Source organism: Candidatus Erwinia haradaeae (assembly GCF_900698965.1).
Lineage (GTDB): Bacteria > Pseudomonadota > Gammaproteobacteria > Enterobacterales > Enterobacteriaceae > Erwinia_E > Erwinia_E haradaeae_A.
Window position 1 is genome coordinate 999,991 of sequence record NZ_LR217725.1, and the last position, 20,982, is coordinate 1,020,972.

The 20,982-nt window shown below is 34.1% G+C and carries 15 protein-coding genes; 13 read left to right on the forward strand and 2 right to left on the reverse strand.

Annotation, left to right across the window (positions count from 1 at the left end):
- Nucleotides 1-2,128: 2,128 nt before the first annotated feature.
- The 4 genes from CIPSTX3056_RS03165 (at nucleotide 2,129) to ansP (ending at nucleotide 5,784) form a co-directional block, all read left to right on the forward strand.
- The gene (locus CIPSTX3056_RS03165) at nucleotides 2,129-2,344 is read left to right on the forward strand and encodes a hypothetical protein (protein ID WP_072666472.1); all 216 of its coding nucleotides are present in this window, start codon (nucleotides 2,129-2,131) and stop codon (nucleotides 2,342-2,344) included.
- 72 nt (nucleotides 2,345-2,416) lie between these two features.
- A complete protein-coding gene (gene gmk / locus CIPSTX3056_RS03170) occupies nucleotides 2,417-3,067 on the forward strand; it encodes a guanylate kinase (protein ID WP_072666473.1) in 651 nt (216 codons plus the stop codon).
- A gap of 83 nt (nucleotides 3,068-3,150) precedes the next feature.
- The gene (rpoZ, locus tag CIPSTX3056_RS03175) at nucleotides 3,151-3,375 is read left to right on the forward strand and encodes a DNA-directed RNA polymerase subunit omega (protein ID WP_072666474.1); all 225 of its coding nucleotides are present in this window, start codon (nucleotides 3,151-3,153) and stop codon (nucleotides 3,373-3,375) included.
- Between the two features lie 936 nt (nucleotides 3,376-4,311).
- Nucleotides 4,312-5,784 carry an L-asparagine permease gene (gene ansP / locus CIPSTX3056_RS03180; RefSeq protein WP_072666475.1) on the forward strand — a complete coding sequence of 491 codons (1,473 nt, stop codon included), beginning with the start codon at nucleotides 4,312-4,314 and terminating at the stop codon, nucleotides 5,782-5,784.
- A 381-nt stretch (nucleotides 5,785-6,165) separates the two neighbouring features.
- On the opposite strand, the gene recD is transcribed toward ansP, so the two are convergent.
- Entirely contained in the window at nucleotides 6,166-8,001 is a 1,836-nt protein-coding gene (gene recD, locus CIPSTX3056_RS03185) for an exodeoxyribonuclease V subunit alpha (protein WP_072666476.1), read from the reverse strand.
- A 1,841-nt stretch (nucleotides 8,002-9,842) separates the two neighbouring features.
- Between recD and CIPSTX3056_RS03190 the strand changes: the two genes are divergently transcribed.
- From CIPSTX3056_RS03190 to ptsN, 7 genes are all read left to right on the forward strand, one after another.
- Nucleotides 9,843-10,040 (forward strand): hypothetical protein, encoded by a 198-nt coding sequence (locus CIPSTX3056_RS03190; protein ID WP_072666477.1) that lies wholly within the window; start codon nucleotides 9,843-9,845, stop codon nucleotides 10,038-10,040.
- A gap of 240 nt (nucleotides 10,041-10,280) precedes the next feature.
- Complete coding sequence (kdsD, locus tag CIPSTX3056_RS03195; protein ID WP_072666544.1) at nucleotides 10,281-11,273, forward strand: arabinose-5-phosphate isomerase KdsD; 993 nt, start codon at nucleotides 10,281-10,283, stop codon at nucleotides 11,271-11,273.
- Nucleotides 11,274-12,052: 779 nt separating this feature from the next.
- A complete protein-coding gene (gene kdsC / locus CIPSTX3056_RS03200) occupies nucleotides 12,053-12,625 on the forward strand; it encodes a 3-deoxy-manno-octulosonate-8-phosphatase KdsC (RefSeq protein WP_072666545.1) in 573 nt (190 codons plus the stop codon).
- The gene (gene lptC / locus CIPSTX3056_RS03205; RefSeq protein ID WP_072666478.1) at nucleotides 12,618-13,235 is read left to right on the forward strand and encodes an LPS export ABC transporter periplasmic protein LptC; all 618 of its coding nucleotides are present in this window, start codon (nucleotides 12,618-12,620) and stop codon (nucleotides 13,233-13,235) included. Before kdsC ends, lptC begins: the two co-directional genes overlap by 8 nt.
- Nucleotides 13,171-13,725: a lipopolysaccharide transport periplasmic protein LptA gene (gene lptA, locus CIPSTX3056_RS03210; protein ID WP_072666479.1), complete on the forward strand. Its 555-nt coding sequence runs from the start codon at nucleotides 13,171-13,173 to the stop codon at nucleotides 13,723-13,725. Before lptC ends, lptA begins: the two co-directional genes overlap by 65 nt.
- A 1-nt stretch (nucleotide 13,726) precedes the next feature.
- Entirely contained in the window at nucleotides 13,727-14,455 is a 729-nt protein-coding gene (gene lptB / locus CIPSTX3056_RS03215) for an LPS export ABC transporter ATP-binding protein (protein ID WP_072666480.1), read from the forward strand.
- A gap of 1,578 nt (nucleotides 14,456-16,033) precedes the next feature.
- Nucleotides 16,034-16,516: a PTS IIA-like nitrogen regulatory protein PtsN gene (gene ptsN / locus CIPSTX3056_RS03220; RefSeq protein WP_072666481.1), complete on the forward strand. Its 483-nt coding sequence runs from the start codon at nucleotides 16,034-16,036 to the stop codon at nucleotides 16,514-16,516.
- A 475-nt stretch (nucleotides 16,517-16,991) separates the two neighbouring features.
- On the opposite strand, the gene zapA is transcribed toward ptsN, so the two are convergent.
- Nucleotides 16,992-17,303: a cell division protein ZapA gene (zapA, locus tag CIPSTX3056_RS03225; protein WP_072666482.1), complete on the reverse strand. Its 312-nt coding sequence runs from the start codon at nucleotides 17,301-17,303 to the stop codon at nucleotides 16,992-16,994.
- Between the two features lie 1,178 nt (nucleotides 17,304-18,481).
- Between zapA and pepP the strand changes: the two genes are divergently transcribed.
- On the forward strand, nucleotides 18,482-19,798 hold the full coding sequence (pepP, locus tag CIPSTX3056_RS03230) for a Xaa-Pro aminopeptidase (protein ID WP_072666483.1): 1,317 nt from the start codon (nucleotides 18,482-18,484) through the stop codon (nucleotides 19,796-19,798).
- Nucleotides 19,795-20,973: a 2-octaprenyl-6-methoxyphenyl hydroxylase gene (ubiH, locus tag CIPSTX3056_RS03235; RefSeq protein ID WP_072666484.1), complete on the forward strand. Its 1,179-nt coding sequence runs from the start codon at nucleotides 19,795-19,797 to the stop codon at nucleotides 20,971-20,973. The genes pepP and ubiH overlap by 4 nt, the downstream gene beginning before the upstream one ends.
- Nucleotides 20,974-20,982: the final 9 nt, after the last annotated feature.

Here is a 20,982-nt window from a genome sequence, read left to right on the forward strand (position 1 = left end):
ATTCTTATGAACAAAGCATGGCGCATTACATACTCTGTATCCGAGTCAATAATTCAAGTATTGTCCTAAATAACGGATATTGCTTATGCAGGAATACTGCTATAATCATTTAGTCTTATCAGGTGAGTAGTGAAAGCTCTAGAATCATTATGGAACGATCTTTAATAAGACATCCGACATAAGACTAAGCTATCATTCATACTAAAGTTTAATCAGAGATTAAGCGATCGCATAAGATTTCCAAGCCTGTAGAAATTCAAACCTGTAACCAAGAAGAAGCAGTTACACCTCTTTAGAACCGATATAAATAACAATCTACAGCTATAATTGGTAATACTGTCTTTCCTGAAACCTATAAGCTAGAGGTTAATTTTTTTATTTAATTAAATCATGTAATCAAGTAGTATAGGCAACTACACACCTAGTAAAATTTATTGAGGATGCTCCTTCTAACGTTTGCTGAATATTTCACATTTTTCTAGATAAATACACTACATCTAGCACTTTACAAAACAAATGTGTCATAAGGGGTCTGCTAGACTAGTATTCAAAGAGTGAGCATAGCATGCTCATAATAATTAAAACATAGAACTGCGATAGTAAAATGACATTCATTTTAGAGACATTATGCGCATTTATTAGGAGATCTATTGTTATCATATATGTTAGTTTTGTGACTTATCATTCTTAGAGTTACCTGTAAGTACATAAAATATTTTGTTTAGAACAAAGTTAGCAAATTCTCTTTTTACAAATCATCACGATAAACGATGATGCACCTCAGTATGAGCTAAAAATTTTTCGCTATCACCAACTATATAGTTGTAGTTGGTCAATAATATTTTTGTAGTGTTTGTAACACAATTCATAAAACTTAGCATAAGAAGTTAGTAGCTATCTCTGAAGAGGATTTTTTAAAGTTAGTTTTACGTAGGTTTAGCTATAACTGGTGACTATTCATGCACTATAAATATCTAATAATACAGTCCATGCACTTGTAATTACGACGAACTCATTATACATTATAAATCAATATTGCATTAATTTTTCAAAAAGCTTATAAAATATTCTGCTCTGTACTATATTACAGATAATGTAAAGCGCAGCTAATTTAATGTTGAGCGCTATGCTAGAGTACGCAAAATAGCAGAGTATCTTTGATCACTACATCTGGTTATAGATGTAGTGTACAATTCTGACTACATAAATTCTTAAATATAACTAATGTTGTTTGATTCTATTCAAAATTTAAATCTATTTGAAAAAATTATTACATACTAAGCTTGCTATTATAACAAACCTGACTATTAAATTATCCATATAATAAAAATCAACCATGCATGACTACGCGATAAATTTAATATAAATAGCATAGATCATTTTATGATCGCTTAATCTAAATCTATATTAAGCGATCAACGCGAAATGCTCGCGTATGATTTGAAAGTAGATTGGTTGATTACTCTTACTATAGTGCAAAATAATTTCACTACGCTATCTTAATCATAGCAACTATTCAATATAACATGGAGTAAAAATATCCGATATTTAAATAAATTTAATTTGTATATATCAGGTATCTGTATTAAAATTACACCAGAGATACAATCCAGCATGCATATGCTAATAACGCTACTAATCTGTTGTGATCATATTAGTAGTACGTTAAGACTTGAATGTATGGGGCACTAACTGCAAAAAAACATTTAAAAATGGGATGCCAAATTAACATGTCAGGACTCCTCTGAAATCTTAGAAGATCCGTTAAAAGATTTCAGACTGCAGCAGTGAAGGTTCTACTGTTAGTTGTGTCTCTTACAACTCAGTTGAGACAACACACCAATAGGGGATGTTGGCCTAATAAAAGTTTTCTATATGTTGCTATATTGTGGTTATGTTAAAGGTATATTCATAATACGAAACGTAGTGCTGCGAATTATAAAAATAAACGTAATTATGCCAATGATAAAAAGCATACAAAACAGACAGGTTTTTTTATAAGCAAGACACATGGCAAATGTGTTACACATTACCAAGATGAATTACAAGATCTGTTGGCCTACTTGCATTAAAACTTGCATTGCAACTTAGAGATAAATAACGCTCGATAATCAAAAGTCTGATAGTAATGCTTGAATATTTTACGGTATCAGGCGTAATTCCAGAATTAAGAGCGCAGGAATTACGAGCGCAGATAGAAGCTATCATACGTTATATCAATATCACACATGGTATCATGGGTGATACGCAAATAAATGGTTTATCTTTCAAGAGTATAGACAAAAATGATATTTTAATCTATCTCTTGAACCTACGGAACCTACGGAAATTAAATTTCGAGTAAATGCGCAGATTAGTAAATATATAAATATATATTTATATATTTATATTTTAAGATATTCTGTAAAGAAGCATCATGACTCCAGGAACACTGTTTATTATTTCCGCCCCTAGTGGAGCGGGTAAATCTAGCCTAATTAAAGCACTGTGTAAAACACAAGCGCTATGCAATACTCAAATATCTATTTCACATACTACACGCAAAATAAGACCTGGAGAAAACAATGGCGAACACTATTATTTCGTGAATGACAATCAGTTTCGTAATATGATTTATGAAAAAAAATTTCTGGAATACGCTAAAGTTTTCGGAAATTACTATGGAACTTCACGTCAATCCATCATAAAGGGATTACAAAAAGGTATTGATATTTTTCTTGATATAGACTGGCAAGGTGCTAGAAGAATTAGACGTATCATGCCAACCTCACGCAGTATCTTTATTGTACCTCCATCAAAAGATGAGCTGAAACGTCGTTTGTATAAACGCGAACAAGACAGTACGACTGTGATTGCACAACGCATGACTCAAGTAATCGCTGAGATAAAGCATTATAAAGAATACCACTACTTAATAGTTAATGAAAATTTTGATCGTGCCCTTATAGACTTGCAAGCCATTATACGTTCTGAACGTTTACGTGTACGGCACCAAGCCGTACATCATTATTCATTGATTCATAAGTTATTGGAGGATGAATGCAAACACAACACAATAACAAACTAGCCACCATATAAACTATAACTATATAGTTTAACCTAATCATTGATAACTATTTGATTACCATTACTTACTGGAGTTGAGCGTTCATGGCGCGAGTAACTGTACAAAACGCAGTACAAAATATAGGCAATCGCTTTGACCTAGTGCTAATAGCGGCACGCCGGGCACGTCAGATGCAAATAGGTGGTCACAGTCCTTTGGTGCCTACAGAAAATGATAAATCGACCGTGATTGCTCTTCGGGAAATTGAGAATGGCTTTATTACGAACCAAACTATTGATATCTTTGATCGTCAGGACATAAGAAAGTAAGGAGATAATAAATTAAGGGTTATCACCGCTCTTAATGTACAATCTAAGAGAGTAGAATTGAAAAAATGTTAAAAAGAGCCCTGATCTAAGATATACTATAACATACGATACATTTATTCATAAGTAATGAAGTAATACCTATGCATTGACAACATCATATTGGAGGAGGCCAAAGTAGTAACAATTTTAGTGATTCATAAAGTATCGCATTAATAGAAATATTAGTTTATGATAAAAAGAGTGTTTTAATTTTAATTTTAATTTTAATTTTAATACTAAATAACTATACCATAACCATTATCGAATCTATAAAATCTAATAATTTTATAGATTCGATAGAATCTAATGATAACTTTTCTTCAATCTAACTTGATACCAAGAGCTTCACTGTAATAGATATACTAGTATGAAGTCAGTATAAACGTTAAGTTTACTCATTGTTCAGAAATCCGTACCTTACTATATTAAGTAAGCACTATGTCATGACATTAAGGCGTAATAGTTATACATGCCTAAGGCATTACTGACATTCATCAATTCTATCCTGAAACCGCAATACAGTCTAAGACTTAGTTTTTGATACACTTTGTGTGATATAGTGCATTATAAAATACCATTGCGGTTCACAATTGAGCGAAGCAAAACGCAGTGGGATATGCTTTTATAGTTTTGTTACAGAACAAGTCGTGTCACATGACATCTAATATTTTCCGTTTGTTTACACGAGTAAATCAAAGGAATGCCCTAAATTTAGATAAGAACGGCGATATACAAACCACTCAATAACAGCAAGGAATAATTCATGAATGTAAGCATCTTAAAGAGAACAGGTGCCTAATCTAATAAATAATATTAAAATTTACTAGATTACATTAAGAATAAACATGCCTGGAGCGGTAACTGAAATATTAGTTCACAGAAGAATTAGGATTACATATGAACGCAGATAACAAAGTAGGCGCAGCAAAACGTGCTTCAAAGAGACGCTGGTTAAATGCCCAGGATTCTGGTTATCATAAAGCCATGGATAATCGTCATGTACAGATGATTGCAATTGGAGGAGCAATTGGAACAGGTCTTTTCCTAGGCGCTGGTGCACGCCTTCAGATCGCCGGACCGGCATTAGCTCTAGTGTATTTAGTATGTGGAGTTTTTTCATTCTTTATTTTACGTGCACTAGGTGAGCTGGTATTACATCGACCCTCCAGCGGAAGTTTTGTCTCTTATGCTCGTGAATTCTTAGGCGAAAAAGCCTCATATGTTACTGGATGGATGTATTTTATAAACTGGGCAATGACTGGTATTGTTGATATTACAGCCGTAGCATTATACATGCACTATTGGAGTGCTTGTGGTAATGTACCACAATGGGTATTTGCCCTTGGCGCTTTAGCTATTGTTGGCAGCATGAATATGGTTGGAGTCAAGTGGTTTGCAGAAATGGAATTTTGGTTTGCTATGGTCAAGGTTTTAGCTATTGTAGTATTTTTAATTGTAGGCGTCATCTTCTTAGGAAGTGGTCAGCCTTTAGCTGGGAATGCTACTGGTTTTTATTTAATTACTGATAATGGTGGTTTTTTTCCTAATGGCCTTTTACCCGCTCTTGTTCTTATACAAGGCGTTGTATTTGCCTTTGCATCGATTGAGCTAGTGGGTACTGCTGCGGGGGAATGCAAAGATCCTAAAAATATACTACCCAAAGCTATTAACAGAGTGATCTGGCGTATCGGCTTGTTTTATGTTGGGTCAGTAGTATTATTAGTTCTACTATTGCCTTGGAATGCTTATCAAGCAGGACAGAGCCCATTTGTCACGTTCTTTTCAAAATTAGGTGTACCATATGCTGGTAGTATTATGAATATAGTCGTACTAAGCGCAGCGTTATCTAGCTTAAACTCAGGACTTTATGCTACTGGTCGCATTCTTCGATCCATGTCTATGGGCGGGTCAGCTCCTCAATGCATGTCTAAAATGAGCAAACATCAAGTTCCTTATGTCGGTATAATAATGACAGTGAGTGTGTACATAATTGGAGTATACCTGAACTATATTGTACCTTCTAGCGTATTTGAGATTGTGCTTAATATAGCAACACTTGGTATTATCTCATCCTGGGCTTTTATAGTAATATGTCAAATGCGCCTACGAAAAGCCATCAAAGAAGGTAAGGCTGAAGATATTAGCTTTAAGATGCCAGGTGCTCCTTTTACATCATGGTTAACACTACTATTTTTAGTAAGCGTACTGATTTTAATGGCATTTGACTATCCAAATGGTACTTATACGATTGCATCGATTCCGTTTCTTGGGATAGTGCTAACACTGGGCTGGTTTCGTGTGCGTAAACGGGTCAACTCCTTAACCGAAGAAGGAGCAAATCCGGTAAAAATTATTAAATCTCAGTATTAATGCGCTTTATTGAAGCAGCCGTACTCAATGCAAAAACATCATAACCTATAATCAACTTAGCAAATATATGTATCATACATGTATCAGGCTAAATCATATCATACGTACAACATATACTAGATTTTTTAATTTTTTACTGTTATCCCCATCAAGAGGGATAACAGTACTTACTCAAATCTGAACAAACGCTATCACTTAGAGATACACTAGCATTCATTTATAGTAACTTTGTTAGATACACTTTTGTTCTAACTTGGTCGCTATGTTTGAGATGTAAAATGACTCATAAACTCATACATCCATTACGGGTGTAACACGCTGTGTAGCTGTGAACGCTAGCAATCTCTATATACTTTAGAAATTTCTTGAGTTAATATGCAACTAATGTAGTATCCTGTCTCTTAGACCACTCTGACGTGATACGTCAGTTCTTACGGCTCTTTCAAAAATCGTTTTTTGAGCATAAATAGTTAACTTTTTTTGTGCGCGAGTAATTGCTGTATATACTAATTGACGCGTTAAAACCGGCGTCATCTCGTTTGGTAAAACAAGTATAGTATGCTCAAACTCTGAACCCTGGGATTTATGTATTGTCATAGCAAAAGCTGTATCATGCAATGGCATGAATTGAGTCTGCACTGCAGTAACGCTACCCTCGGATGATAAGAACCATACTTTAATCTGATTTTGATCATCTTTCATTGCTATGCCAACATCACCGTTAAATAATCTCATCTCTTGATTATTACGCATAATCATTACTGGGCGTCCAATATACCATTGATGTGTAACAGAGGAGCTCTGAGTAATTAATCTAACCTTATGCAACATATTTTCAATATGCTTATTCAATTCTATGACGCCAAACAAACCATTATTTAGCGCGCATAAGACCTGACAACACCTAAAAGCAGTTAATACTTCAGCAGGTTTTGCGCCAGCATGAAGTAAGCGTAAGTAAATACTATAACCTTTCGAGCAGACTTCTAATAGTTTCTGGTAATCTTCTTTGCATCTAATTGCAATACGACATACATCAGGAAATGCACCGTTTAATATCCTCTCGGTGCGCTGAACCTGTCCAGAATTTACCGCTAACGCTAATTGACCGATCCCCGATGACTTCTTAAATCGATAGCTCTGAGTCAGTAGGCAAGTCATATCACCTATCAAATTAGTTTTATTCTCTGACCTGATCACAACCTGACAACCGGTTAGACGGAACAGTTGCTTAGCCTGGGGCAAGCTATAGCAATTATCTGCGTAATGACAAAGATCACTAAACACCGATCCCGCCTCTACAGAGCTTAATTGATCACGGTCTCCAAGTAAAAGAACTCTGGCATGATCAGGTAGCGCAGTAATTAAATTAGACATCATAGACAAATCAATCATTGAGGCTTCATCAATAACCAATACGTCAAGACAAAGTGGTCTATCTGCGCAAAATCTCACATATTGACTACCTGGGGCAATATCTAATAGCCTATGAAGAGTAACAGCTTCTCGAGGAAAACTGCTTAAGATACGATTAGTTGCCTTTAGAATCTGTAGGGTCTTACCAAGAGTTTCGCTTAACTTTAAGGCAGACTTACCCGTTGGTGAAGCCACCTTGATACGTTGTATTTTTGGTGATAATTCAATGATACTAGCTAAAAATTTAGCCACCGTAGTAGTTTTTCCAGTACCCGGCCCACCAGATATAATTGCTATTTGCCGTATCAGTGCTACTGCTACAGCAGTTTTCTGCCAATTACAAACGTTCTGACCAAAATGATAATCCAAAATCTTACGTGCTTTTTGTTCATCTATATCCAGCAAAAAGTTTTTAGATTGTATAAATTTAGCAACTTCTACTTCGCGACGCCACATTCGATATAAATAGAGACGCTCCTTTTCTAATACTAGCGGTGCAACCAGTTGGCCATCACTCACTGATGAGTATGTTAACAGGGCGCCCTTTACGTCTTTTGGTGCTCCAACCGATCTCCATATCATCTGAGCTAAATCCTGATGCGCACTAGAAAACAAGGCTTCAGGACGCAACTGTTCTAGTGGTAAACATGTGTGTCCTTCTCCGGTATTACGGCTAAGAAATGCAGCAGCTAACATTAAAAGAGGCGCTTCTTCTCCTGAAATCATTCGAGCAAAGTGAAAATCAAGCGGGCGCAGCAATCCCTTTTTCTGCGCTATATATAATAGTTCTGACAATATCATGTCTTATTTCCTGAATGTCAGTTTTGACTATAGATTTGCTTAAACTGGTGCAGTATATTACACGTTACCTGATAAAACACGGCACAATTTAGATCTAATGCAAATTATGGCTGGGATTTTTGTGGTAACTCGGGGTAAATTCCAAAATCTAGACTTGTACTATTTTATGTATAAATTATAAAAATTATAATTAACAATGAGTTATTATAAAAGTCTGCAGGAGTATCAGGTAGCCTTTCTAATCACAGACGATCACAATACTATCAATTCCTTGATTACCACGCCATACTTTTTAGAATCATAAACCTTACGCGATTGATTTATAAAGAATAGATCCTATATTTACAGTCTTCATTACAGAGGAGATCTTAGTGAATCATATGTACTATACGATTAAAGCAAAGTGCAAAAATATCTCGTCATATAAGATGCGAAAAGATGACATAAAAGAGATTAGGTATACAATAAATTAAACAAAAAATAACAATACATTTTTTCTTTTCATGGTCGGACTTAATCATCACTGTAAGCTAATCATATAACGCGATAAACTGGTTACAGAATACATTTATACACACTACCAGTAAAAAATATACATTACATCTATTCCAAGAAATTTGTATACATCTTGTATAATAATGCAGCATTAATAACTAATACTGTAAATGTAATTCAACTTTATCGTTGATAATAAAAATTCAGATATATTAAAACACTTGCAATTCTAATATAATCCATGGGATCTTGCTTCAAGTAGAGAAATTCAAAAAACTCAATATACTCTATGTGCTGTATAAACTACTCTCTCTAAGAGATATAAAGCATTGTCAATAACATTGATCATATACTATTTATATGAGAATAGATAATATCTAGGTATATAGGATATATAATATCTAGGTCACTCGTATTCAATATATGCTTGGTTTAAAACAACCTGATTAAATCTAATCATTATTGTCGTATGATAGTCTAATTTTAGAGATGATATGTAATAATCTGTTTTTTGAAACAAGATCTTATAAATCGTGAATGTAACCTGTAAAAAAATATATCATCCTTAGCTAATTTTATAGAGATTTACGCACCGAAATCAAATTACCTTGCTAAATCTTAATAAGAAAATACATATCAGAATGGATTATTGCAGTATTGTATATGCTAAATGATATAATAAAATGCAAAAATCTCATACCCTAGGTACATAGCTCTGATAGGAGCCACTTACTTAGAGTATGAGATGTTTATGTGCATGTCGTGTACATTATTTATTATGATAGTAATAACATAAAACCAAAATGGGTCAATAAACATATTGACCACCGATTAATGTCAATATGACTTAGCAGTATTTATATATATATTTTATCAATATATATTTTATCATATTTTGCAAAGAGCCATGGACTATTCTATAGATCCTTATAGAAGATTTTTAATACCCTCCTAATCAAACACCTAGTTACTCTTGTGTATATCTGGTAGCGCCAACAGACAACAGAAAAAATTATTTCTGTAAGAATTCCTATATTACAGTCAGTAGCCTCCTGTAATTGTTTTTGTTTTAAAAATCTATTTTTAGAGAAATCAAAAAACAAATATTCTTACATAAAAGATAAAAAATTCCATACTAGTTAATTAGAGATGTATGTAAACACTGAAGCCCTGATATTGTATTATTCACACATACCATCTGAGCTCCTGTTAACAGTTACAGCAGAACAGAGCACATACTATCTTCTTGATATATCGAGAACATACCAATAGAATTGTTTGACATTTACCATATACAATGATCCTTGTCTGTATAATACTAAGATATGTTATATCAAAGGAGCACAATGAGGCTGCAGGCTCGGTTATTCTTTGCTAAATACTCTGGGCAACGTTTATGTTCACAAGACTTAGAATCCGATGAGACTCATGCCTCCGGTATTTTTGCATATAGTGGGGATGATGACAGTTTATTAGATGGGTTAACGGCGAAGTACAGTCCCGTCGTTTATTGGATTCACTTAATGCAGAAAATACTAGTTTAGATAATAAGAATAATCTAAACTAATACGTAATATATAAATCGTTTAAACATTTGTAAGCAGGCAGACTCCATCTGAAATTGTCATAATCTAGCATACATCACGTTAGAGATCTACTGTATGCAGTATGGTATTTCGTTGCAGCATATAATGCTATTGCATAGTGAATGCTATATATATTACATTTTTCTAACAATAAACATCTATCTCATTCATCACTTTCTAGCGCAAGGATCTGAAAATATGACGTCTCTTGTCACTAACAATCCTTGTCATTTTCAACAGACTGGTAAGACTGTCTTACAGATTGTACGTCATGGACTGCAACAACTAGATCAGTATATTAATGAAGACTTCACCCGTGCTTGCAAAATAATTTATCACTGTCAGGGTAAAGTCATTGTTATGGGGGTAGGAAAATCAGGTCATATTGGGAAAAAAATCGCCTCGACCCTTGCTAGCACCGGAACACCTGCCTTTTTTGTACATCCTACTGAGGCTAATCACGGTGATTTAGGAATGGTATGTGGTAATGATATAGTTATCGCTATTTCTAATTCTGGCGAAGCTTCAGAGATCTTAACATTAATTCCTGTCTTAAAGCGTCGTCATGTCATATTAATTTGCATCACCAGTAGACCTGAAAGCACCATGGCATGTGCTGCGGAGATTCATATATGCGTGAAGGTACCACAAGAAGCTTGTTCCCTTGGTCTTGCGCCAACCAGTAGCACTACCGCTACGCTCGTTATGGGTGATGCTTTAGCAATTGCATTATTAAATGCAAGAGGCTTCACACAAGAGGATTTTGCTCTGTCTCATCCGGGTGGGGCATTAGGTAACAAACTGCTACTTCGTGTTGAAGATATTATGCATGCTGGTAACGATATTCCGCAAATCCAACCGGATGCTTCTCTAGGTCAAGCCTTATTACATATGACATCTAAAAAAATGGGAGTGATAGTAATTTGCAGTGTAGAAGGAATAATTCAGGGTATCTTTACTGATGGTGATCTGCGGCGTGTGTTAAATTTAGATATCAGTATTGATGTTCAGAATATTAGAATAGATAGTGTCATGACTCGATTCGGCATACGTGTACAACCTGGCACATTAGTAGTTGATGCTATGAATATAATGAAAAGTAAGCATATTACTTGTATTTTGATTTCCTCAAACGATCAATTATTAGGTCTAGTTCATATTCATGACATTTTACATACTAGCGTCATTTAGCAGCAGTAAAAAATCATTAAAATGATAACCTATCATGACACTATAATAAATAAGCGTGCTCATAAAACAATATTTAGGTACAATTAGATTAGACAGTGGTATGCATAAGTGTTGTGATAATTTTTATTATAAGGAAGTGCTCTTCTAATACTGATATCATTTATTATAAGCTGTATCGCATTTTATTATATATAGAATATATGCTATTTAAGCAGATGTGAGTTCAAGCCTGATAAACCCTAACTTTAGAAATAACAAACACAGTGTGTTAATATATCTATCAATCTAATAAAAATTAGACTCCCTAGCACAGGCGTTCTACTAAGTTAAGAAAGAATAACATATACAAAATACTAGTATACTAATACTGATTTTCGGGAAACTAACTCTAATATATAGACCTTTTTGTTTTACCTAAAATATTTTTCTTTTAGCTGAAACCTTCAAAACTAACGCATACAACAAAATACTATGCAATGCCAAGATTTTGGGTCATACGTGCTTACCATCCAAGCCTTTAGAATATGGCATATGATTTCATAAATAAGAAATAGGCTAAAACCTTTCACTGATTCCGAGAATCCAGTTATTATAGTGGCTACATGCATACCATATAGTGCATAAATAAGATCAAAATTAAAGAATTAGCTCTGATTTAAGACTATTATATATACCCATAAAGTATTTTTCATATCACATCACCTATAATATTCAGATTACTCGCGCATGTTGATATACTCTAACTAACCCGACAGTACCATAACAAGTGAACAATAATGATGAATGATACGCATAGTTTTATTTCAACTGTCTACGGACCGGTAGCTCTACCAGTAATCCAAAAAGCAAAACAGGTAAAATTATTAATTTGTGATGTAGACGGCGTCATGTCCAATGGAATAATTTACCAAGGTGATAATGGTGAAAAATTTCAAAGTTTTCATATACGTGATGGATATGGAATTCATTGCTTGTTAACCGCTAAAATTGAAGTTGCAGTGATTACAGGGCGCCAATCTAAAGCTCTCGAAGAGCGCTGTGCCACTTTAGGCATTAAACACCTGTATCAAGGTAAGTCTGATAAAACCAGACCATTCCATTTAATTTTAGAAAAACTCAAACTTAGTGCGCATGAAGTAGCATATATTGGTGACGATCTAGCGGACTTACCAGTGATGCTACAAGTAGGTTTAAATATTGCAGTATCTGACGCCCATCCAATATTGCTCGCTAAAGCTCACTATATCACGCAGATTGCCGGTGGATGCGGAGCTGTACGAGAAATTTGTGACTTAATTCTGATATCACAAGGTAAAATGACCATAGACTGCACCTCTAGTCGTGATGAATAAAACAAAAAACTGGGTAATAGCATTGATAGTTTCTATGATTATCCTTTTATTTTTTGGAGTACTTACAATTTATAACAATATAGAAGACATCTGCAATATTAGTGATCAGGTTACCGAGCCCATTCATATTAGTACTAACTTACACGTATTAGTGTACAATAGTAAAGGCTCTATATCTTACCATATAATGGCCGATAAAGCTCAATACTATTCTCATCATAAAATTAGCTGGTTTATTAACCCAATAATTGAGACGTATGACGATACAAAACTGCCCACCTGGAAGATACACGCCAATCAAGCTAAACTTACTCATGACAATATGTTATATTTATATGGAAATGTTCTAGTTGATAGCCTTGCTGATGAAATAGAGATAAAACAAATTAAAACAAATAACGCAATAATCAGCTTAGTAACGCAAGATATTACTGCTGAAGGCAGTGTTATGCTATATGGTCGTAACTTTAAATCCACTAGTATAAAAATACATGGAAATTTACGTAATAAAACAGCAGAATTAATTGATGAAGTGAAAACTTCTTATGAAATCCAAAATAGAAGCCACAATCATAAACATATGTATCAGCGGACTTTGTCTAATATATAGCATACCCTCTCTTGCACTGCTTAGAGATTTTAGTCAACCCGTTTATATAACGTCAGACAAACAGACGGTTGATGTGAAAAGCAATACTGCAATAGCTTCCGGTAATGTTCGCTTAACCCAGGGTACGATTCGAATCTTAGCCGTTCAGGTTATTATGATACGTCCAAATGGAGATAATAAAAAAATGATTGTTGATGCGTATGGCGATCTGACTACATTCTATCAAATGCAAGATAATAACACCCCAGTTCAGGGGTGCGCAAAAAAAATTCATTATGAATTAGAAAGTGATAAGTTAGAATTAATTGGGGATGCTTCTCTGAAGCAACTCAATAGCAACATACAATGCGATCATCTTACCTACTTTATGAAAGAACAGAAAATACAGGCTATTAGTAATCATGCTAAGCGCATTACTACGATTCTCGTTCCTTCAGAATTACAGGATAACTATAAATCTTTAATGCCATTAAAAAATAAAAATCACTAATATGTCAACATTATTTGTAGAGAATCTAATAAAAACTTACAAGGGCCGTATGATAGTCAAAGGTATCAGCCTTCATGTTAGATCAGGAGAAATTGTTGGTTTACTTGGACCTAATGGTGCAGGAAAAACAACAACATTCTATATGGTGGTAGGAATTATATCTCGTGACTCAGGACGAATTATGCTTGATCAAGAAGATATTAGTCTGCTTCCACTATATGCAAGAGCACGCCGCGGAATTGGGTATCTCCCACAAGAAAGCTCTATTTTTAGACGTCTAAGTGTTTTAGATAATTTAATGTCCGTGCTAGAAATACGTCATGACCTCACTAAAAAACAACGTAAAAATCGTGCTAATGAGTTATTAGACGAGTTTCATATAGGTTATCACCTACGTGGTAAAATGGGACAAACATTATCTGGTGGTGAACGGCGGCGCGTGGAAATTGCACGTGCGCTAGCGGCCAATCCAAAATTTATTCTCTTAGATGAGCCTTTTGCTGGTATAGATCCAATCTCAGTAACAGATATAAAAAATATTATACAGTATCTTCGAAATAATGGTTTAGGTGTATTAATTACTGACCATAATGTCCGTGAAACATTATCAGTGTGTGAACGTGCATATATTGTTAATCAAGGACATTTAATTTCTCATGGCGTTCCAAAAAGTATCCTGTTAGACGAGCAAGTACAGCGTGTCTATCTAGGCTCAGGGTTTAGACTTTAAATAGATATTTCATCTACTAAAAATAGTAGTGTTGTCAATGATTGGATAATCTAGACAGACTCTCATATAGAACGATGACATAAAAATGATTTTCTATCCTGTACGATATATTCTCAAAACATCATTTAGAAAAACCACCTCTTCTATGTATCTACATGGCAAAAGCTACTGTCGTTTGCATTCTTGGTGTTCACTCAATAGAGGTTAAATCTCTGTAGATGTTCAGGAAAGAATCCTGTTAACAAGGAATACAATTCATACTATTTAATATTACGGATAAATATTTGAATTTAACGTAATCATTTTCTTACTATTAGGGCCAAACAGGTACAAAAACAATTAAAATTTAAGTATAGATTACAATCTAAATATAGAAGATCTTATATCATCAGTAATTGTTAGGGTGCAGAATATAGAGATATTACAAATCAGTTCTCAACTATATGACACTAGTATAGCTAAAAATAACATATCCAATAGAGATGTATAGAATTATTCATTAGCATGATGCCTCTAAAATAGAATAATCTCTTCTAATAATAAGTATTATTTAGCTATATCTCTTTTAATTATGTTTACAAAACTAGAACCTGCATAACGATTTTCTTGGTATGCACTGCAAGGACTTTATCTATAAAGCTTTGATTAATACAATACTTCTTCAAGAAGAATCTATAATTTTATTGCATTTTGCAATATATAAAACACAATTATACGTTTATCAAAAGAATATAGTACCAAGTACTATCAATTTTATCTTCCATAGGAGGCTTTATGCTTGAAGATGCATGAATATAATGGCTCTATAATCTTAGACGTTATCTCATGAGTATGGTTTGATGATCATCAATTATAAATCATATATACTAGAGCAGTATATACTATATGAAATTATTTAATATATAGCTATTCGGTGTTTTCTCATTAATACGTATAAACAGAACCAGATGTTCGTTGCTGATCCAGCTACCAATATAAATCTTATTTTTTAAAATATTTATGCATTAGTTCATGATATATCAGAAAATAGTTTGACTGGTAACGTTATAAAACGATCACCGTAGGAATTATTCCTATCTCATGACTATCTCAGTAATTGAATACGACTTTTAGATATAAGGTAGAAATAATACAAGTTATTATCTATGTTTAGGTTTTTCTTGCTATAACCATGCCACAAAACAAGATCAATATTACCCTATATAATACATAGCTTATCACACCACATTCTATGGCGTGTCCAGGATGCAAAAAATATACAAAGACTTATATTATTTGCATAAAAATATTTAAATTATTTAAATTGATTGAATTTTATAGTATATAAATACAGTCCACTGAAAGCATAAATAATATCTATTACGCTCGCGATTAGATTTTGCTCACTATATAAACTAATGGCAAAAACATATTATTAAGTCATGTGAAGCTCTAATATTATAATTATAGGGAACTTTTTAAACAAAGAGAGACTATGACTATATGTATTCTTAACTTTTCTAATAAATAATTATTCTTTATTTTTTGTATGAAATGCAGTGCTATTTATCTCTTAACAATATATAAGTAAGTAAATATATGATAAATAATGATTCTCAACTAGAGCTTAGCACGTTACTGAACGTATCATGTACGCGTCATGATGTGTGTTGTAACAGCAAAAAAGGGGCCTTAGAAATTATTAGTGGCATCGCAGCTAATCAACTGAGTTTACCACAGAAAATGATTTTAGACGCAATAGAAACACGTGAAAACATGGGAAGTACTGGCATTGGAAATGGTATTGCGATCCCACATGGTACATTAGCAGAACACGCCCTACATACTACCGGTGTTTTTTTACGTCTTGAAAGACCTATCGTTTTTGATGCCCTTGACAATCAACCCGTAGATCTTTTATTTGCGTTATTGGTACCAGTAGATCAATGTAAAACTCACTTATATACACTATCTTTGGTAGCGAAGCGATTAGCAGATCAATCAATTTTGCGTCGTCTGCGATCCGCACGTAGTGATGAAGATCTATATAGTATTTTTACGGCAGTACACAAAAAAATCTAATAATAATTATAGTATGGCTATTTGTTTCTAAAAACAATCTGTAGTACAAACTCTTAAACCTATTTCGTGTATCTATGATGAGTCAACGCCTTAGACTAACACAACTTTCAGTGCTTTATTGAGTACACTAGATTCAGTTTGTTATTATTACGAGTATTTTATATGGTAACCTAAAACCAAAAACCAAATAAACTTTGATACTATACAGAATACTTTCTAGCATCCTGAAATTAAAAATTCACCATTATTTATGCTATACTACAAGACATGATATGTTATTATTTATCATCGATAAATACATATCAATAAATACATATCAGATAAGACCCTTATGATATACATAGAATAAAACATAACACTTGATATTAAATTATAGAGAATTTTCACTCTCACTACTCTCAGTAGATAGGATCTAAGAAACTCTTTCAAGTATAAAATATACATAGTTTTGTATTTGTGTATCACTAATATTCGTCTAATGCGCTAACACTGTTTTTACATTGCATAGAGATTTTTCTGCAGTTACGTATAATATTTTTATACGTTGTGACATGCATTCTTGATCATTCTTTTGTTGAAGTGCCTCTTGCGCTAATGCATAGCAAAGATTCCATACAGTACTAAAAAGTAATTGGTCGGTATTGGTCATCTTGGTGCGAGTTTTTAAATCCGTTAACTTTTTTATGAGATCTTCTGCAGCTACATGCAATGCTTCTCTCTGCTCTAAAGGAGAATAAACTCGTAATGCGTATCCCCAAATATACACATCTACCGATTCCGCAAGCATTGGATTATTCTGATTATTTTTTGTATTTTAACCTAAACCAGATAGTAAAAATTATTTATGCAATAATAACCAAACTAAATCAATCAGACATCATTAATCCGATATAGGATTATTATCCTATTAAACATAGCTATATTAGTAATATTTACAAATTATAAATGATTTGCATATCTTCTATTTTTATAAAATTGAAATACGATTTTACAGCTTGAAAGTCGTAGGCACATTCTTTAGAATCATAATTCTAGGTGTATTGTATGTCAAAGCAAGCACTGTATCGTTAAAACAGATAGCATTAACAATTAATACATATAGAGATAATCAGTTGTGATCCTATAGCTCAAAACTAAAAGATCAAATTTTCTACAGTATATACTTATACATTTATTGAGAGTTAGGCGTCAAAAGTAGTGTTACTAATGCAAAAACAATGTTCTATCACACACACAGCTTGTTATAAAAATTTTATCTACTTTTATCTATGCTATCAAAAACACTTACAGTTTTGACATATTCACCCCTAATAAATTACTGATACCAATAAGAATAATATTACTAATATACATATTTTACGATCTCTCCTCTGATGTGTTTTAGAGATTATCCGATCCTAGATGCCTCTACTTTATCCTTTTATTAGCCACTATCACACTCTTATTTAGAGTGCAATTGAATAATTAAATATATTGCCATGCCAAAATAAAGCAATCAATCTTTTAATTATTGTAACAAGTCTATTGCTATTCTGTATCTTACTCAAGATGACCTTCAAAAGGTATATCTATTGCCTTATCTTCTTCTTGAGTGTTCTTCTTCAGATATACAAGAAACTTGATTCCCAATATCAGGTATGTTTTTATAATCCTTTCGTGCCTAATTCATTATTCTGTTACGATTAAAATAAAAGATATATTGCCTGTACCCCAATCTTCTAATGCTAACTGAAACAATCACTAATACTAACCCTGTTGTTATACATATCTCTGTAGGTGCTATTTATGCTAAATTATAATCTTATAATGCAGTATAGATTATTGATCTATCACAATAAAACTAGATATACTGTATATCATGATCTTTATGATCGGATAATGACGTACTATTAGAACACACTGCTCCACTTTACTACTGCTACATTCTGTTAATAAACTTTCTTCAATATCTCTGCAGAATCCATAATGACTAAAAAAGAATTTTTACATCGTCGGAAAGCACTATTATCTAAAATGACCCCATCTAGCGGGGCATTATTTTTTGCCGCACCAGTGGTTATAAGAAGCAAAGATAGCGCGTATCCTTATCGACAAAATAGTGACTTTTGGTATTTTACTGGTTTTAATGAATCAGAAGCAGCTCTTTTGTTAATAAAAAGCGCCACTTACCAAAACTGTAGCGTTCTTTTTAATCGCAGGTCTACCTTCAGGACTCAGGTTTGGCTTGGTAATTGCCTTGGGCAAGAAGCTGCACTTTCTCAACTATCAGTGGACTATGCATTTCCCTGGGATACCATGAGCAATAATATATGCCTTTTTCTCAATAGCTTAAAGATTATCTATCATGCACAGGGACAGGATAGTTTTGCGGATACCATTCTTTTCAGCGTCTTGGATAAACTGCACAAAGGTGCATCTCGGAAGTCCTCCCCCCCAATCAGAATAGCTGACTGGCGCCCATGGGTTCATGAGATGCGCCTGGTTAAATCTAAAGCAGAACAAGATTTATTACGAAAAGCAGGACGTATTAGCGCTCTAGCTCATCAGCGTGCCATGTCATGCTTATCTCCAGACATGTATGAATATCAGCTAGAGGGTGAAATTCAATATGAATTCAGTAGATACGGAGCACGATTTTCGTCGTATAATACAATTATTGCTTCAGGAAAAAACGCCTGTATTTTGCATTACAATAATAACGAAAAACAGATGAAATCTGGAGAGCTGGTGCTCATTGATGCCGGTTGTGAATTACAGGGTTATGCTGGAGACGTTACAAGAACTATTCCAGTAAATGGAGCGTTTACTACACCTCAGCGCGCTATTTATAGTATTGTATTGGATGCAATTAATTTAGGACTCTCGCTATACAAACCTGGAGCTACTATCTTGTACGTTACCAAATGTGTAACACGAATGATAACAAGACGACTTATACAATTAAAGATTCTACATGGTCATGAGGAGGCTCTTATTGAGAGTGACGCTCTCAATAAGTTTTTCATGCACAAGCTTAGTCATTGGCTTGGTTTAGATGTACATGATGTAGGTAATTATGGTACAAACTATAATCGTGTATTAGAACCGGGCATGGTCCTTACAATTGAACCAGGCATCTACATTCCTCCTGATGCAAATGTACCTAAGGAGTATCTCGGTATTGGTATTCGCATTGAAGATGACATTCTTATTACAAAAGATGGTAATGAGAACCTAACTGTTCTTGCAGAAAAAGATATCAGGACAATTGAAACCTTAATGATAAATAAAAAAAAATTATGAGCATTATTGTCGTGGGGGGGGGAGTAGTTGGTGTCACCTTAGCGCTGGCTATTGCTTATGAAACACAAGGTAGGCAAGTAGTAAATTTAGTAGAAGGATTAGATCCCAGCACACGTTTTGCTTTAAATGATGCTGGACGTAGTATTGCACTATCTGAAGCTACTTATAAAAAACTATCCGCTCTTAATATTTGGTCATCTCTTGCGCCTATTGCTACCGCAATTACCAACATTCATATTAGTGATCGTGGTCTACCTAGTTCTATTGTGCTTAATGCAACAGACTACGGTGTCTCTTCGTTAGGATATGTTATAGAATTAAAGAGCGCGCTCAAGAGATTATTTGCTCGTCTGAAAGCTACGCCCGGAATTGCCTTATATTGTCCAAATAAAATTTCCTCTATCGAACGTACAAAAGATTTTGTTCGTGTTACCCTAGACGATCATAAAATACTTTACGGCACCTTATTAATTGCTGCTGATGGATCATCATCTAATGTTGCTAAGCTTTGCGGTATTAAGCGATACTGTTGTGATTATCCGCAAATAGCGGTTGTAGCTACCATTTCTACACAGTTAGAACATAAAGGATGGGCATTTGAAAGATTCACTAGTGAAGGACCACTTGCAATGCTACCAATCGCAAATGGATATAGCTCTCTGGTCTGGTGCCAAGCCACATCAAATAAAGAGGCAATATCTCATTGGAGTGATCAGGAATTCCTGATGGAACTACAAAAAGCATTTGGTTGGCGTCTGGGGCATCTGACAGGTACCGGAAAAAGGCAAATTTACCCATTACAATTACAAATTATCAGTCAAAATATATCTCATCGCCTAATTTTCATTGGAGATGCCGCACACACCTTGCATCCTGTTGCTGGACAGGGCTGTAACCTTGGAATTCGTGACGTTATGTCATTATTAGATACTTTACAAATCGCCTGGAACAGCGGAAAGGATGCAGGAGAGTATAGAACCCTACAGCGCTATCAGAAATTGCGAAAACTAGATGTACAAACAACTATTAATATCACTAATGGGCTAGTTAATATATTTTCTAGTAAGGAAGCGCTACTAGTAATGGGGCGTACGCTAGGTATGGCAATAATAGATCACATACCGCAACTACGCAATATACTTGCTCAATGGACTTTAGGTTGGCTAAAAAGTTAAGAGAGAAAA

Bases quoted from the DNA above. Each gene is read 5' to 3' on its own strand.
- ansP (WP_072666475.1), top strand. From the start codon at position 4,312: ATGAACGCAGATAACAAAGTAGGCGCAGCAAAACGTGCTTCAAAGAGA.
- CIPSTX3056_RS03190 (WP_072666477.1), top strand. From the start codon at position 9,843: ATGAGGCTGCAGGCTCGGTTATTCTTTGCTAAATACTCTGGGCAACGT.
- lptA (WP_072666479.1), top strand. From the start codon at position 13,171: ATGAAATCCAAAATAGAAGCCACAATCATAAACATATGTATCAGCGGA.
- kdsC (WP_072666545.1), top strand. From the start codon at position 12,053: ATGAATGATACGCATAGTTTTATTTCAACTGTCTACGGACCGGTAGCT.
- lptB (WP_072666480.1), top strand. From the start codon at position 13,727: ATGTCAACATTATTTGTAGAGAATCTAATAAAAACTTACAAGGGCCGT.
- gmk (WP_072666473.1), top strand. From the start codon at position 2,417: ATGACTCCAGGAACACTGTTTATTATTTCCGCCCCTAGTGGAGCGGGT.
- ptsN (WP_072666481.1), top strand. From the start codon at position 16,034: ATGATAAATAATGATTCTCAACTAGAGCTTAGCACGTTACTGAACGTA.
- pepP (WP_072666483.1), top strand. From the start codon at position 18,482: ATGACTAAAAAAGAATTTTTACATCGTCGGAAAGCACTATTATCTAAA.
- ubiH (WP_072666484.1), top strand. From the start codon at position 19,795: ATGAGCATTATTGTCGTGGGGGGGGGAGTAGTTGGTGTCACCTTAGCG.
- recD (WP_072666476.1), bottom strand. From the start codon at position 8,001: ATGATATTGTCAGAACTATTATATATAGCGCAGAAAAAGGGATTGCTG.
- rpoZ (WP_072666474.1), top strand. From the start codon at position 3,151: ATGGCGCGAGTAACTGTACAAAACGCAGTACAAAATATAGGCAATCGC.
- kdsD (WP_072666544.1), top strand. From the start codon at position 10,281: ATGACGTCTCTTGTCACTAACAATCCTTGTCATTTTCAACAGACTGGT.
- zapA (WP_072666482.1), bottom strand. From the start codon at position 17,303: ATGCTTGCGGAATCGGTAGATGTGTATATTTGGGGATACGCATTACGA.
- lptC (WP_072666478.1), top strand. From the start codon at position 12,618: ATGAATAAAACAAAAAACTGGGTAATAGCATTGATAGTTTCTATGATT.
- CIPSTX3056_RS03165 (WP_072666472.1), top strand. From the start codon at position 2,129: ATGCTTGAATATTTTACGGTATCAGGCGTAATTCCAGAATTAAGAGCG.